We start from the raw sequence: 15,406 nt of genomic DNA, 5'->3' as shown, positions 1-15,406 counted from the left end.
TGCTTGCAAAGGCCCAAGAACATGCAATTGCCACCGTCTATCGCCAAAAAATTCCAGGAACTTTTCTCTGGTACTAATCCCGCGAACCTTCTTAAAATCGGAATTACGGCGATTACGCTGACGCTTACTCTCATTGCCGCGATCGCTTCCGGTGGCACCTCGTCGCCCGATGGTGATGGTGACGGCGAGGATACTTCCGAGGAAATTCCAGTAACCGGGCATCCTGATTATGTGCCTCCCCCGCTCGAGGTACAGACGAAACTCGCGACCATTGAAACCGAGGTCTACGATGCAGTGAACCAGATGCGTCAAGAGCAGCACTTAGGCATGGCTATTAAATATCCAGAGCGCCAGGCCGCGACGCAGTATAAGGCACAAACAAATGCTTTAACCGGGCAAGAAGACCCAGTTGAAGAAAATATCAGCATGTTGCAGGCTCATTTGCCGCTTGCCGATGCCTCCGGATATGAATTTATCGAAATGCTGCGTACCTCCGAACCACACGCAGCAGTATTGATGCAGCCGTCCAATTTGCACATGGCGGTCTCAGCAGCATATTCTGCCGGCGATGACATGGTGTGGCTGGTGCTGCAGTTCGATTAATGCGCGGGTTTGACCCAAGATGCCGCCGATCATCGATCTCGCGCGCTAGAATTGTTCGCTGTGAACCCTCAGTTAAATAATTCCCAATCCACGGCTCCATCCACGGCACTGCTCACCGACATGTATGAGCTGACAATGCTGCAAGCAGCGCTTGTCGATGGCACCGCTGACCGCCCAGTTGTCTGCGAAGTCTTCGCCCGCCGGCTGTCTAATGAACGTCGTTACGGTGTTGTCGCTGGCATTCCGCGCGTGCTGGAGGCAGTGAAGAACTTCCGCTTTACGGAAGAACAATTAGAAACCCTGACCTTTTTAGATCCAACGACATTAGATTACCTGCGCAATTACCGCTTTTCAGGGCAGATTGACGGCTACCGCGAGGGCGAGTTATTTTTCCCTAACTCCCCGCTGCTGACGGTTCGCGGCAGCTTCGGCGAGTGCGTTTTATTAGAAACCGTCATCTTGTCGATTATGAACTCCGATTCCGCGGTAGCTTCTGCGGCCTCCCGCATGGTGGTGGCAGCCGATGGCCGCCCAATCATTGAAATGGGTTCGCGCCGTACGCATGAGCAGGCGGCAGTTACTGCTGCACGCGCGGCTTACCTCGCGGGCTTTGAATCTACGTCGAACCTCGAAGCTGCAGCCCGCTACGGCATTCCGGCATCGGGTACCGCGGCGCACTCCTGGACTTTGGCTCACGTCAATGACGACGGCAGTGCGAATGAAAAGGCCGCTTTTAAATCCCAAATTGAAGCCCACGGCGTCAAAACCACGCTCTTGGTAGATACTTTCGATATCACCCAGGGCGTCAATAACGCCATCGAGGTCGCTGGCGTAGAACTAGGCGGAGTGCGTATTGACTCTGGAAACTTAGGCGCCATCACCCGCCGCGTGCGCAAGCAGCTCGATGATTTAGGTGCGCACAACACCAAGATCGTGGTTTCCTCTGACCTCGATGAGTTTGCAATAGCTGGCCTGCGCGGTGACCCAGTGGATGTCTACGGTGTGGGTACTTCCGTAGTCACTGGTTCTGGTGCGCCAACCGCGAGCATGGTGTACAAAATCGTGGAAGTCGATGGACATCCCGTCGCCAAGCGCTCTGAAGCGAAAAAGTCCGTCGGCGGGGCCAAGCGCGCCCTGCGCTCCTACCGTTCCTCTGGCGTTGCTATCGAAGAGATTATCTTCCCATTTGATAGCGAGGAGCCTGATACCGGTCACTTAAGCTCCAAGATGCTGACGGTGCCTTTGATTCGGGACGGGGAAATCGTCGACAAGCAACCAAGCCTTGATGAATCCCGCGAGTACCTGGCGCACAGCATCAAGACCTTGCCATGGGAAGGCCTGGCGCTGACGCGCGATGAACCTGCCGTGCACACCCGCTACGTGGGCTTCGAATAACTTAAAACGTTTTACAGCGGGTAAAGCCGTTTCGGGGATTTGCGCAGATAGCTTAGACTCGGTGAGGTGAATGACGAACCCCTCAATCAGACAACGGAAGAATTGCTAGACCAAGCCGTAGCTGCCTTGGGTGGTGCCCGCCGCGATGGCCAGCACGCTATGGCTCAAGCTGTCACTAAAGCTTTAGAGTCCGAACGCCACTTGGCTGTGCAAGCTGGCACCGGTACAGGCAAGTCTTTAGCCTATCTGGTGCCGGCGATTCGTCATGCGCATAATACGGGCTCCAGCATCATTGTCTCTACCGCAACCATTGCGTTGCAGCGCCAGCTGGTAGAGCGCGACCTTCCCCGGTTGGTGGAGGCACTGGAGCCACATATGCAACGCAAACCTACGTTTGCGATTATGAAGGGCCGCAACAACTACGCTTGTCTTAACAAGGTTGCGCAGGCAGGATTTGAGCCCGATGAAACGCTGCTCGAAGATGAGGATATTTCCTGGACCGGCAAGCACGTTAAGCGGGTTTTTGAGTGGGTTGATGAAACCGAAACTGGTGACCGGGATGATTTAGTCCCCGGCGTTCCCGATCTCGCATGGCGGCAGGTATCTGTCACCTCACGCGAATGCTTGGGGGCATCCCGCTGTCCCCAAAGCGAGGATTGTTTCGCCGAATTGGCCAAACAGAAGGCATCTCAGGTCGATATCGTGGTGACCAACCACGCACTTTTGGCTATCGATGCCGCCGCGGAAACCAATATCTTGCCCGAACATGACGTGGTGATTGTGGATGAGGCACACGAGCTGGATGCTCGTATTACTTCCGTGGCCACTGCAGAGATTAATGCGCGTGCCATCAAGATGGCCGCAAACCGCGCTAAGTCTTTAGGTGCTGAAGGCAAAGATATCCGCCTAGCAGAGCTTGCCGATGATTTTGCGATCTTCATCGATTCCTATGACTCCGGCCGGTGGGTGGATATGGATGAGCCGTCCAAGAATCAGCTCGACGGCTTGGCCACTGCAATCATTGAGTGCAAGACTGCTGTTTCCCGCCCTAGCGAAGGTGAGTCCACCAATGACCCGGAGAAATTCGCTGAACGCCAGAACCTGACTAACCACCTATCAGAGATGGCCGAGACCATTCACCGTATCTTGGAAGTCTTTGACACCGATGATGCCGCTGACCAAGATGACGTGGTCTGGGTGGACGATTCTTCTTTGGCGGTTGCCCCGTTATCGGTGGCAGATATGCTGCGCGAGAACCTCTTTGGGCAAAATACCGTCGTGCTGACTTCAGCAACGCTGGCGCTCGGCGGCCGCTTTGATGCGATGGCTGCGCAGTGGGGGATGCCGAAGGGCACGTGGGACTCCATGGATGCCGGCACGCCATTTAATCCCGCCAAATCGGGCATTTTATACGTGGCGTCTCATCTGCCTGCCCCGGGGCGCGATGGCATTGCCGAAGAGACGTTGAAAGAGATGAAAGAGCTCATCATGGCCGCCGGCGGCCGCACCTTAGGGCTATTCTCGTCGCGTCGGGCAGCAGAAGAGGCCGCAGAGAAACTGCGGATGCAGATACCTTTTGATATCTACGTCCAAGGCCAAGACACCACGGGTGCGTTGGTGGAGAAATTTTCCAAGCATGAAAATTCCTGCCTCTTTGGCACCCTAACCCTATGGCAGGGTGTGGACGTGCCAGGGCCTGCGTGTTCTTTAGTGCTAATTGACCGCATTCCTTTTCCCCGCCCCGACCAGCCGCTGCTGCAGGCACGCACGGAGGCAGCTAACGCCGCCGGCCGCAAGGGGTTTATGGAAGTCTCTGCCACCCACGCTGCGCTGCTCATGGCCCAAGGTGCTGGCCGTTTGCTGCGCTCCACCAGCGACCGCGGCGTAGTTGCGGTGTTAGACAACCGCTTGGAGACCAAACGCTACGGCGGATTCCTGAAAAATTCCATGCCGCAATTTTGGCCCACCACCAACCCTGACACCGTGCGTGGCGCGCTCAAGCGCCTCGTGGCATCCTAGCTTCCTAACGGCGAAGGCAAGGCGACTACCGTCGCGGAGTCAGGTGCCACCTCGGTATAACCGGCATCGCGGATAACCACGGCATCAGGTACCTCGAGGGCTTTGTTAAAGACTTCACGGGGTACTTCGCGCACACTGAGTAGAAAGTCCTGTTGCTTCCACTTCCAAACCTCTTGCGCACTCAAGGACGCAGCGTAGAGCATCGACCCGTGTCCGACTTGGGCTGCAGCCTTACCCGCGGTCATCTCCAAGGTGTTATCCACGTAAATTACCGGCGCATTAGCTAAAGGCGCACCAACCTCTTCGTGCGGGAGATCAGTGTGTCCGATTTGTAGTTTCGCAATCGGTGCGGGGACATCCTTCACTGCTGAAGGAATAAAAGCCCGGGCTTGATTACTGACCGTTACTCCGGTCAGGCCTTGCACGTCTTCCCACGCCTTATTGCGCGCACGTCGGGCGACCTTGCGGATACGGTGGCCGTACCACTGCCCTAATGCTTCCGCGAAGAATCCATCTTGGCCTGCCCGCTCATCCAGGCACACAGCAACGACAGCACGCGCTGCAGATTCTAGGACCTCAATGCGTGATGGCGGAGTGGCCTTAGGTAAATTCAGCGCTATTTGCATCGCTTGAACGGTTTCTGGATGCTGCGGATCTTCGTCGATGTCGCGCCAGGAACGGCCCGTGCAGGCATCGACAAGCAGCTTGTGCGCTGTGAGGAACTCTGGTGGCACTACTTGTCATCTCCCAAGGCCTGCGCCCCGAGAATCTGCACCAACCCCGCCAAGGTCGGAAGGTGGATAGACACATCGGCGTGCTCGCGCAACGCTGGTTTGGCGTTGAAAGCAATACCCAAGCCAGAAGCATTGATCATGTCAATGTCATTCGCGCCATCGCCAACAGCGACTGTCTGTTCCATTTCCAGGCCCAAGTCCGCTGCGAACTCCCGCAGGAATTCTTCTTTTGCCTTGCGGTCTACGACTTTGCCTGTGACGCGACCAGTTAGGCGGCCGTCTTCAATTTCTAAAGTATTTGCCCGGACATAATCCAAGCCCAGCTCACGCGCTAGTGGTTCTAGTACCTGGATAAAGCCGCCGGAAACCACAGCTACGCGGTAACCCTCGGCCTTCAAGGTTGCCAAGGCATCTTTTACCCCAGGGGTTAATTCGATCGCCTGGGAGACTGAAGCAATCACTGATTCATCCAGCCCCTCCAGCACTGCCACACGTTCACGCAAAGACTCCTCGAAGTCGAGTTCGCCGCGCATCGCACGATCGGTCACCTCTGCGACTTCTGCTTCTTTGCCGGCGTGTGCCGCCAGCATTTCAATGACCTCACCCGTAATCAAAGTGGAGTCACAGTCGAGGCAGATAAGACCGCGGGAAACAGAACTTCCCACGGGTAACAGGGCAACATCGACCCCATGCTCGGAGGCTACTGCAGAAAGGTCTGCCGCCGAGCCCTCAAATTTAACCACCAGTTCAACACCGTCGAGCGCATCGGTCGGTACCGGGCGCTGCTCGAGGATGACTACTCCTAATTTCTCGAAATCATTAAGGAGATTGTCTGGGATGGAAGGGCCAACAATTATCAATAGATGAGTAGATATCACGTAGCCATGATACGACAAAGCCACCTCCCGAGGAACCGGGAGGTGGCGAAGTGTCAGGAGGATGAATAGTGCTTAGGCACTAATTCTATCCAATCTAGTGTCCTGGACCAAAGTGCGCTTCGCTGCGCAGACGCTTAACCATGTGAGGGTAGTGCAGCTCGAAGGCTGGACGCTCAGAACGGATGCGTGGCAAGGACTCGAAGTTGTGGCGTGGAGGAGGGCAAGAGGTTGCCCACTCCAGGGAGTTACCGTAGCCCCATGGGTCATCAACGGTAACGATTTCGCCGTAACGGTAGGACTTGAAGATGTTCCATACCAGTGGGATGACGGATGCACCCAAGATGAAGGAGAATACCGTGGAGATCTGGTTGAAGATGGTGAATCCATCAGACTCCAGGTAGTCCGCGTAACGACGTGGCATACCCATGTTGCCGACCCAGTGCTGAATCAAGAAGGTGCCGTGGAAACCAATGAAGGTCAACCAGAAGTGGATCTTGCCCAGACGCTCATCCAGCATACGACCGGTCATCTTAGGGAACCAGAAGTACAAGCCAGCAAATGCAGAGAATACAACGGTACCGAAGACGGTGTAGTGGAAGTGCGCAATCAGGAAGTAAGACTCAGCCAAGTGGAAGTCCAATGCTGGAGCTGCCAACATAACGCCGGTCATACCACCGAAGAGGAAGGTGCCCATGAAGCCCATGGCCCAAATCATTGGGGTGTCCCAGGTGATGTGACCCTTCCACATGGTGCCGACCCAGTTGAAGAACTTCATACCGGTCGGTACCGCAATAAGGAATGTCATGAACGAGAAGAACGGAAGCAGAACCGCACCGGTTACGAACATGTGGTGTGCCCAAACAGCCATCGACAGTGCACCAATTGCGAGCATTGCGAAGACCATGCCGGTGTAGCCAAACAGTGGCTTACGGGAGAACACTGGGACAACTTCAGAAACGATACCGAAGAATGGCAACGCAATAACGTAGACCTCAGGGTGTCCGAAGAACCAGAACAGGTGCTGCCACAGAATTGCGCCACCGTTGCCGGAGTCGTAGATGTGGCCGCCAAGCTTGCGGTCGTAGAGAACGCCAAGTGCTGCAGCAAGCAGCAGTGGGAAGATCAGCAGCGACAGAACAGCGGTGATGAAAATACCCCACACGAAGATTGGCAGACGGAACATGGTCATGCCCGGTGCACGCATCGTCAAAATGGTGGTGATCATGTTGACAGCGGAAAGCACGGTACCAATACCGGTTGCGCCAACACCAATGATCCACATGTCTGCGCCAACGCCTGGGGTGTGAACACCGTCAGCCAAAGGCATGTACATGGTCCAACCGAAGTCAGCTGCGCCACCTGGGGTCAAGAAACCAGACAGCATGACAAGTCCGCCAACGGAGGTGATCCAGAAACCGAATGAGTTCAAACGTGGGAAAGCCACGTCAGGAGCACCGATTTGCAGTGGAAGCACGAAGTTCGCGAAGCCCCACACGACTGGGGTTGAGAACAGCAGCAGCATTACGGTGCCGTGCATGGTGAACAGCTGGTTGTACTGTTCGTTAGAAAGGAACTGGAGACCCGGGGTGAAAAGCTCAGCGCGGATCAGCAGTGCCATCAAGCCACCGAGGAAGAAGAAGCCGAGGGACATGATGATGTACATGATGCCTAGCTGCTTGTGGTCGGTGGTGGTCAGCATCATCCAGGCCTTTGAACCGGGTTTTCCATTTCCGGAAGGCTCTGGACGAGTTGGCTGGACATAATCGTCTAGCCGTGGCGCCACAGCGGTCATTGTTTTCCTCCTGAATACAAAGCACGACAGAACCAAACCTGAAGTGCTTAAAGGTTTACCTGCCTTATATTAGGCACTATTTTCCCTTATTGCCAGCTCATCATAATCTTCCCTCCCCCGTCTGATTAGGGCTTTGTTACTAAAGTGACGCTGTTGTCCCAGTACGAACGGGGCGCACGAATGAGCCTTCAGAACGGTTCCATAAATTTAGGTGGGATACGCCACAGTTTTCCGTTGAATTCCCTGGCAAAACCTCCCCCAACTCCCCGCTTCAACCCCCCAGTTGTTGTCATCCAATAGAATGATGCGCGGTCATTAGCAAAGCTTGCCAAATATGAATTCATGGGCATTTTCGCCGATCACGAGCATTTCCGACACTTTGGGTAACCCCCACGATCACAAAAGCGGCGGAGGCTCACTACGTGAATCATCCGCCGCTTATCAGGCAATAGCTATCTATGCCTGGCAGGCTATTTTAGAAGTCCCAGTCATCATCGGTGGTGTCTTCTGCCTTACCAATAACGTAAGACGAACCAGAACCAGAGAAGAAGTCGTGGTTTTCATCAGCGTTCGGGCTCAGCGAAGACAAGATTGCTGGCGATACCTTGGTCTCATCAGTTGGGAAGAGACCTTCGTAGCCCAGGTTGTTTAGTGCCTTATTGGCGTTGTAGCGCAAGAAACGCTTAACGTCTTCGGTCCAGCCCAAGTCATCGTAGATATCCTCGGTGTACTCAATCTCGTTTTCATAGAGATCGTACATAAGGTCAAAGGTGTACGCCTTGTATTCTTCCTGCTCAGCCTCAGAAAGCTTCTTGACACCCTGCTGGTATTTGTAGCCGATGTAGTAGCCGTGCACGGACTCATCACGAATAATGAGGCGAATAATATCAGCGGTATTAGTCAGCTTCGCGCGCGAGGACAGGTACATCGGCAGGTAGAAACCGGAGTAGAACAAGAAGGATTCCAAAAGCGTGGAAGCTACCTTCTTCTTCAGTGGGTCATCACCGTTGTAGTAAGACATGATGATCTTTGCCTTACGCTGAAGGTTTTCATTTTCCTCAGACCAGCGGAATGCTTCATTAATCTGCGGAGTCGATGCCAAGGTCATAAAGATATTGGAATAAGACTTCGCGTGCACGGATTCCATGAAAGCGATGTTGGTGTACACCGCTTCCTCATGCATCGTTTCAGCATCGGGCAGCAAAGAAATTGCGCCCACCGTGCCCTGGATGGTGTCCAAGAGAGTCAAGCCAGTAAACACACGCATGGTGGCTAGCTGTTCTTGCGGAGTCATCTTGTTCCAGCTCTGAATGTCATTGGATACTGGAATCTTTTCTGGCAACCAGAAGTTACCAGTCAGACGGTCCCAAACTTCCAAGTCTTTCTCGTCGGGAATGACGTTCCAGTTAATCGCTTTTACCGGATCTGTGTGGTTAGCGATGTACTCGTCATATTCATTCGACACGAAATCAACCTACCCTGTTCTACCTCGAAAGTTTTATTATTTCAGCCTCCCAGCATACCCAATAACTAACCCTTCAGCCGCCTCGGGTGCCGCATCTCAATGAGGCAGCTTTTCCCGGCTCATTTCATGAAGACCATGGCGAATTAACCCGTGTTTACCTGCAGATAATGTGATTCTGCTTGCGCTTTGGATCCTTCGTGAGCAAGCCACATTCGGTATACATTCGCTACGCTTTCGCTTATCGATGAAGTTTGCTCGATAGCTACTGAACCCAGTAACCACTCATGGAGCAAAATGAGCCATACTAGGTTTGTACAAACGCCGAATTACTGGGAGGTTAAACGTTTATGACTGATTCACAGCGTGTGCCTTTGGTGAACCCAGTTTTAGATTCTATTGGTACAGATATTGTGGCCGGCGTGATGAAAGTTGGGCAGACATTCACGTTGACAGATATTGAAAGAAAATTCGATGTCTCGCGCACGGTCGCCCGTGAAACCATGCGCACACTCGAGCACATGGGGCTGGTAAAAACTTCGCCGCGAGTAGGCCTCACGGTTCTTCCCCAATCAAGTTGGGTCAGCTTCGATCCAACGGTGATTCGGTGGCGCTTAACCAACGATAAGGCTCGACCGGCACAGCAAAGATCGCTCAATCAACTGCGCTTTGCCGTTGAGCCCATCGCGGCATCAGTCGCCGCGGGTGCGGCAACCGATGATGAGCGAGCGGAGATTCTGGCGCTCGCTCACCGCTTGGTGGAATTAGAGGAGCGCCCATCATCGAGGGTGGGAGAAGCACTCGAGGTGGATCTCAAATTCCACACTCTGATTTTTACGGCATCTCATAATGAGATGTTTGTTTCCTTGGCGCCGTCGCTACTCGCGATTTTGAAAGGTCGCTCAGTGTTCGGTTCCCAAAAGCGCAACCCCATTGGCAAAACCGCAGCCCTACACGTGGAATTGGCAGAAGCCATTAAAGCTGGCAATCACGTGGATGCGCAAAATATTTCGCGCCGCGTTCTTTTAGACAGCCGCGATGAAGCGGAGCAACTCTACCGCTAGCCCAGCAGTGAAAACGCTAAAAGCCTGAGGTAGCAACACATTGTGTGAAGCTATCTCAGGCTTTCGGCTATCTTCCCTCGCTACTTATTGGCAGCGATGAAAGTTAGCTTTAGAGCATGCAGGAGACGCAACCTTCAATCTCGGTTCCAGCCAGCGCCATCTGACGCAAGCGGATGTAGTACAAGGTCTTAATGCCCTTGCGCCATGCGTAGATCTGCGCGCGGTTGATATCGCGGGTGGTCGCGGTGTCCTTGAAGAACAAGGTCAAAGACAAGCCCTGGTCCACATACTTCGTAGCAACCGCATAGGTGTCGATGATCTTTTCGTGACCGACCTCGTATGCATCCTGGAAATAATCAAGATTGTCGTTGTCCATGTGTGGAGCTGGGTAGTAGACACGACCAATCTTGCCTTCCTTGCGAATCTCAATCTTGGAAGCGATTGGGTGAATCGAGGAAGTGGAGTTGTTGATGTAGGAGATCGAACCAGTTGGTGGAACTGCCTGTAGGTTGCGGTTGTAGAGACCGTGCTCCATAACCTCAGCCTTGAGATCTGCCCAGTCTTCCGCACTTGGGGTGTGGATGGTGGAGTTCGCAAAAAGCTCCTTGACCTTATCGGTCTGTGGTGCAAACTCTGCTGGATCGTAACGGTCGAAGAATACGCCGGAAGCGTAGTCGGAGTCCTTGAACTCGCTAAAGGTCTCGCCGCGCTCCTTGGCAATCTTGTTGGAAGCACACAGTGCTGCGTACAAAACTGCCGCGAAGTAAGCATTGGTAAAGTCCAAGCCTTCTTCAGAGCCGTAGTAGATGTGCTCACGGCCCAAGTAGCCGTGGAGGTTCATCTGGCCCAGGCCGATGGCATGAGACTGGTCATTGCCGTGGCGGATCGATGGGACGGAATCGATAGAGGTCTTGTCCGCTACTGCGGTCAGGCCGCGAATAGCTGCTTCGACCGTGCCACCGAAGTCTGGAGAATCCATCGCCAAAGCAATGTTCATGGAGCCGAGGTTGCAGGAGATGTCACTGCCCATTTCCTCGTAGCTCAAGTCATCGTTGAAAGAGGATGGGGAGTTGACCTGCAGAATCTCGGAGCACAGGTTCGACATGTTGATGCGACCAGTCTTTACTGGGTTCGCATTGTTTACGGTGTCCTCAAACATGATGTATGGGTAACCGGATTCAAACTGCAGCTCAGCAACGGTCTGGAAGAAGTGACGTGCGTTAATCTTCTTCTTGGTAATGCGTGGGTCTTCGACCATTTCTGCGTAGTGCTCAGAAACGGAAATATCACCAAATGGCTTGCCGTAGACGCGCTCAACGTCATAAGGGCTAAACAGGTACATATCTTCATTGCGCTTAGCCAGGTCGAAGGTGATGTCTGGAATGACAATGCCCAAAGACAAGGTCTTGATGCGGATCTTCTCGTCAGCGTTTTCGCGCTTGGTGTCGAGGAAGTTCAAGATATCTGGGTGGTGAGCGTTCAAGTACACTGCACCGGCACCCTGACGCGCACCCAGCTGGTTAGCGTAAGAAAATGCGTCTTCCAGCATCTTCATGATCGGGATAATGCCCGAAGACTGGTTTTCAATGTGCTTAATTGGCGCACCGGATTCGCGGATGTTGCTCAGCAACAGGGCAACGCCACCGCCGCGCTTGGAAAGCTGCAGGGAGGAGTTAATGGCGCGTCCGATGGACTCCATGTTGTCTTCGATACGCAACAGGAAGCAGGAAACAAGCTCGCCACGCTGTGCCTTACCAGCGTTGAGGAAGGTTGGGGTTGCGGGCTGGAAGCGACCCGACATGATTTCATCAACCATGCTTTCGGCAACTGCGGTGTCACCGTCTGCGAGGAAAAGCGCAGTCATCGACACGCGATCTTCAAAGCGCTCCAAGTAACGACGACCGTCGAAGGTCTTTAGGGTGTAGGAAGTGTAGTACTTGTAGGCACCCAAGAATGACTTAAAGCGGAACTTGAAGCTGTAAGCGCGCTTAAACAGGGACTTAATGAATTCCCAGTCATAAGCTTCGATAACTTCTGGCTCGTAGTACTTGTTTTCAACTAAGTATTCAATCTTTTCTTCCAGGTCGTGGAAGTAGACCGTGTTTTGGTTTACGTGCTGCAAGAAGTACTGGTTGGCAGCTTCGCGGTCTTTATCGAACTGAATTTTGCCGTCTTCGTCATACAGGTTCAACAGTGCGTTGAGAGCATGGAAGTCTAGCTTCTCGGAATTCTTTACCGGCTCGGCAACGGTTTTGCCCAATTGTTGAGTCACTTGAAGCACTCGGCCTTTCATTAGGTTTTGTCTAAGGTGTTGCGGTCGTAATACCTCATGGTAATCACGGCATTAAGTTTTAGCTGGCTTGTTTTTCAAGCCCCAGCTTGGCTGCGTTTTGTACTAGTCCCCCGCGGCAAATACGGACATCATCTTCGTTGCCCATCATCTCAAAGCGGTAAACATAAGGCACTTTGCACTTGGCGGAAATAACCTCACCAGCTTTTCCGAAATCAGCGCCGAAGTTGCTGTTTCCTCCTGCCACTACTGCGCGGATAAAGCTACGATTGTGCTCATTATTCAGAAATCGAATGACCTGTCGCGGAACAGGCCGGCTATTTTCACCAGTAAGTGAAACTCCGCCACCATAAGTTGGACACACCAAAACATAAGGCTCATTAACTATTAAAGGCTCGTCCTTTAACCGCAGCGGGATCCGCTCATTCGGTAGGTCGAGCTTTTGCACAAAGCGATGGGTGTTGTCGGTGACGGAGGAAAAGTAGACGACCAGCACGGCCGACTCCCTCCTTTAAAACTTTCTAGATACTTCCAAGAATTACTTAGCCTCTGTGGAAGCGGTGCCGGGGTCTATTTTAGCGGGCGCTCACCCCTGGCTGCGCCCTTAAGTTGGGGCTATTTAAGCGGCCTGTAGCTGCTTGATGCGCTCTGGGCGGAAGCCGGACCAGTGCTCGCCGTCTACCTCTACAACTGGAGCCTGAACGTAGCCCAGCGCCATAACGTAATCACGTGCTTCATCATCGAGGGAGATATCAACAGTGTTGTAAGCCAGACCAGCACGGTCAAGGGCTTTTTTAGTAGCGGTGCACTGGACGCAAGCTGGCTTGGTGTAAAGAGTGATAGACATTGTGCTGACCTAACCTTTGATATTCGTGCGAGCCGCTAAGTGGCCCTAGCGGAGGGATAAAGAACAATTCTCAAGCGGTGTTTCCTGCCCCGTTGAGCGATACCCACAACACTATACTTTGTGTCGCTGACCTGCAACCATCACAACATGTAGTAGTTACACGCATGGAATTACCAGGATGGCCCCACATCACGCCCCACATGTAGGCCGCCGGGCCAACAGGTAATTACATCGATGCGAGTCATTAAAAACTACATTCGCGAAACCACCTGCAGCTTTGTCGATTTCGCCAATCTAAATGAGACAAACCTCACAGTGCCCTCGTGTATCAAGCAACTTCTGCCCCATTTTCAACAGAGGCCTCAGGGGTAACAACTATTTAGTTTTGCGGCGAATTAATCTTAGCTGCCCGACTTCCCGCAGCTGCCATCAGGTGCAGGTGACCCTTCCGACTGCTGCAGATCGGAGCATCGGAACAATGGCATCGCAAAGCTTGTGAAGGCAAAGCGAAGGCCACCCGAGTCATCACGAGGATAACTTGGGTGGCCTTTGCCGAAATCGCGTATCTTAGCCCTGACGAGCCTTGAAACGTGGATCCTTCTTGTTGATCACGAAGACCTTACCGTGGCGGCGAATAACCTGGGCGCCCGGCTTCTTCTTCAGCGACCGAAGCGACTTGCGAACCTTCATCGGGCGCTCCTTTCGTTATGCGCATCCTGATTCGCCGGGAGTGGCAAATCATCAGATTTACTGCGGTTAATACTGTTCAAGCACGCGCCGAAGTTTAAAGAAAACTCCGGTCATGACACGAGGGAAAATACTACCCTATAGCACCGTGAAGACAAAATAAGACAATCAACACGATGCTCGAACCTGCAGATCCCACTGCCCGCAAACCCGGGGTCGAACCTATAAATTCAATGTCACTTATGAGCATAGCGGTTGTGCATCTCAGCCCCAACCTCGTCTAAAGACTTACCCATCGTCTCTGGCACCAATGCGCGGGTATAACCCATCGCGATGATGCCCAGTACGCCGAAAATCGCAAAAGCAACAGGTCCCGTAAGCCACTCAACCAGCGGTAGGAAGTACTGCGCCACAGCCCAGTTGGTCACCCACAGGCTTAAGCCCGCAATGCCCATGCCTAAGCCGCGGACTTGGGCGGGAACAAGCTCAGAAATGAGCAACCAGGTCGCAGGCGATACAGCCGCTTGTTGTGAGGCGATAAAAGTTGCCATGAAAAAGAGCGAGACCATGGCGAAAAAGACCGAGCCATTAGCAAAGGAGTAGGCGCCCGCCAGGATAAATAGCGAGATGGTATTGCCGGCAAGACCAATGAGCAATAGTCGCTTGCGGCCGATGCGGTCTACTACCTTGATGCCGACCATGCAGGCGATAACGGAGACCACGCCAATCACAATGGAGGTATAGACCGAGTTCGTCGCAGAAATACCCACTTGGTTCATCATGATGGGCGCGAAGTAGACCACGGCATTAACGCCGGTGATTTGCTGGGTTAAGCCCATGAGCATCGCTAAAAGCACCGTGACGCGGATCCACCGGGTTGCTTTCAGCACCGACCATTCTGTTGAAGCGCCACGGCTGCTTTGCGCAGGCGTGAGCTCTTCTAACCGCATGCCTAACCGTGCGGCAATATTCTCGGCCTCGTCAACTCGCCCACGCGAGACCAACCAGACGGGTGAATCGGGGACAAAGAGCATGCCGATAAACAGCATTGCGCCAGGTATCGCAGCCAGCCCAAGCATCCACTCCCAGCTGCCCGTTGTCGCAAGTGCAGAGTTAACCAAATAAGCGGCAAGCTGGCCGACCACAATCATCAAAGTATTAAGCGAGACCAGGCGTCCGCGCATCGCCGGAGGCACTACCTCGGCAATGTACATCGGCGAAACAATAGAAACACCGCCTACGGCTACACCTAGAAATGTTCGCGCGGCCCCCAGCGCAAAGATGGAACCTGCTAGCGCGCACCACAACGAGCCGATGATGAAAATCGCTCCACCGATAAGCAAGGTTGTGCGCCTGCCCCAGGCATCGGCCGCCCGACCGGCAACCAGTGCGCCAACCGCAGCACCGACCAATAACATGGAGGTAACCCAACCTTCTTGGTGGGCCGTCATGGAGAAATCTGGGCTAATAAATAACAAAGCACCGGACATCACTCCGGTGTCATAGCCAAAGAGCAGGCCTCCCAATGCCGCGATTAGGGCAACTAGCTTTACGTATTTGTCGGTATTCACAACAGTCCATTAAAGCACCGCGTGTGGCTAAAACTTAGAGAGCAATCCGTACTGAATCCATCAA

At 53.4% G+C, this 15,406-nt stretch carries 12 protein-coding genes and 1 pseudogene; 4 read left to right on the top strand and 9 right to left on the bottom strand.

The window, feature by feature from the left end; all coding sequences use genetic code 11:
• Window positions 1-21: 21 nt before the first annotated feature.
• From C5Y44_RS11620 to C5Y44_RS11610, 3 genes are all read left to right on the top strand, one after another.
• Window positions 22-603, top strand: coding sequence for a hypothetical protein (locus C5Y44_RS11620; protein WP_105325083.1), 582 nt, complete (start codon window positions 22-24; stop codon window positions 601-603).
• Between the two features lie 60 nt (window positions 604-663).
• Window positions 664-1,998, top strand: coding sequence for a nicotinate phosphoribosyltransferase (locus C5Y44_RS11615; RefSeq protein WP_255411992.1), 1,335 nt, complete (start codon window positions 664-666; stop codon window positions 1,996-1,998).
• Window positions 1,999-2,064: 66 nt separating this feature from the next.
• Window positions 2,065-4,017, top strand: a complete 1,953-nt coding sequence (locus tag C5Y44_RS11610) for an ATP-dependent DNA helicase (protein ID WP_105325082.1) — start codon at window positions 2,065-2,067, stop codon at window positions 4,015-4,017.
• Here the strand turns inward: C5Y44_RS11610 and C5Y44_RS11605 are convergent.
• The 4 genes and pseudogenes from C5Y44_RS11605 to nrdF form a co-directional block, all read right to left on the bottom strand.
• Window positions 4,014-4,751 (bottom strand): peptidyl-tRNA hydrolase, encoded by a 738-nt coding sequence (locus C5Y44_RS11605; protein ID WP_199186047.1) that lies wholly within the window; start codon window positions 4,749-4,751, stop codon window positions 4,014-4,016. The genes C5Y44_RS11610 and C5Y44_RS11605 overlap by 4 nt on opposite strands.
• Window positions 4,751-5,623, bottom strand: a pseudogene (gene serB, locus C5Y44_RS11600) (phosphoserine phosphatase SerB); the annotation flags it as partial. The gene C5Y44_RS11605 and the pseudogene serB, both read right to left, overlap by 1 nt.
• 100 nt (window positions 5,624-5,723) lie before the next feature.
• Window positions 5,724-7,421, bottom strand: coding sequence for a cytochrome c oxidase subunit I (gene ctaD, locus C5Y44_RS11595; protein ID WP_105325080.1), 1,698 nt, complete (start codon window positions 7,419-7,421; stop codon window positions 5,724-5,726).
• A gap of 475 nt (window positions 7,422-7,896) precedes the next feature.
• Window positions 7,897-8,886 (bottom strand): class 1b ribonucleoside-diphosphate reductase subunit beta, encoded by a 990-nt coding sequence (gene nrdF / locus C5Y44_RS11590; protein ID WP_066796064.1) that lies wholly within the window; start codon window positions 8,884-8,886, stop codon window positions 7,897-7,899.
• Between the two features lie 347 nt (window positions 8,887-9,233).
• Here nrdF and C5Y44_RS11585 point away from each other — a divergent pair, with 347 nt between their 5' ends.
• Entirely contained in the window at window positions 9,234-9,947 is a 714-nt protein-coding gene (locus C5Y44_RS11585; RefSeq protein ID WP_105325079.1) for a FadR/GntR family transcriptional regulator, read from the top strand.
• A 109-nt stretch (window positions 9,948-10,056) separates the two neighbouring features.
• Here the strand turns inward: C5Y44_RS11585 and nrdE are convergent, their stop codons facing one another.
• From nrdE to C5Y44_RS11560, 5 genes are all read right to left on the bottom strand, one after another.
• Window positions 10,057-12,219, bottom strand: coding sequence for a class 1b ribonucleoside-diphosphate reductase subunit alpha (gene nrdE, locus C5Y44_RS11580; RefSeq protein ID WP_105325130.1), 2,163 nt, complete (start codon window positions 12,217-12,219; stop codon window positions 10,057-10,059).
• A 79-nt stretch (window positions 12,220-12,298) separates the two neighbouring features.
• Window positions 12,299-12,733, bottom strand: a complete 435-nt coding sequence (gene nrdI / locus C5Y44_RS11575) for a class Ib ribonucleoside-diphosphate reductase assembly flavoprotein NrdI (protein ID WP_105325078.1) — start codon at window positions 12,731-12,733, stop codon at window positions 12,299-12,301.
• A 123-nt stretch (window positions 12,734-12,856) separates the two neighbouring features.
• A complete protein-coding gene (gene nrdH, locus C5Y44_RS11570; RefSeq protein ID WP_066796072.1) occupies window positions 12,857-13,084 on the bottom strand; it encodes a glutaredoxin-like protein NrdH in 228 nt (75 codons plus the stop codon).
• Between the two features lie 567 nt (window positions 13,085-13,651).
• On the bottom strand, window positions 13,652-13,774 hold the full coding sequence (gene ykgO, locus C5Y44_RS11565) for a type B 50S ribosomal protein L36 (protein WP_003847162.1): 123 nt from the start codon (window positions 13,772-13,774) through the stop codon (window positions 13,652-13,654).
• 233 nt (window positions 13,775-14,007) lie between these two features.
• Complete coding sequence (locus C5Y44_RS11560; RefSeq protein WP_105325077.1) at window positions 14,008-15,342, bottom strand: sugar porter family MFS transporter; 1,335 nt, start codon at window positions 15,340-15,342, stop codon at window positions 14,008-14,010.
• Window positions 15,343-15,406: the final 64 nt, after the last annotated feature.

The sequence above is a fragment of the Corynebacterium sp. J010B-136 genome (assembly GCF_002967075.1).
Taxonomy (GTDB): domain Bacteria; phylum Actinomycetota; class Actinomycetes; order Mycobacteriales; family Mycobacteriaceae; genus Corynebacterium.
The sequence above is the reverse complement of the archived record's forward strand: the minus strand, read 5'-3'. Positions and strand labels throughout refer to the sequence as shown.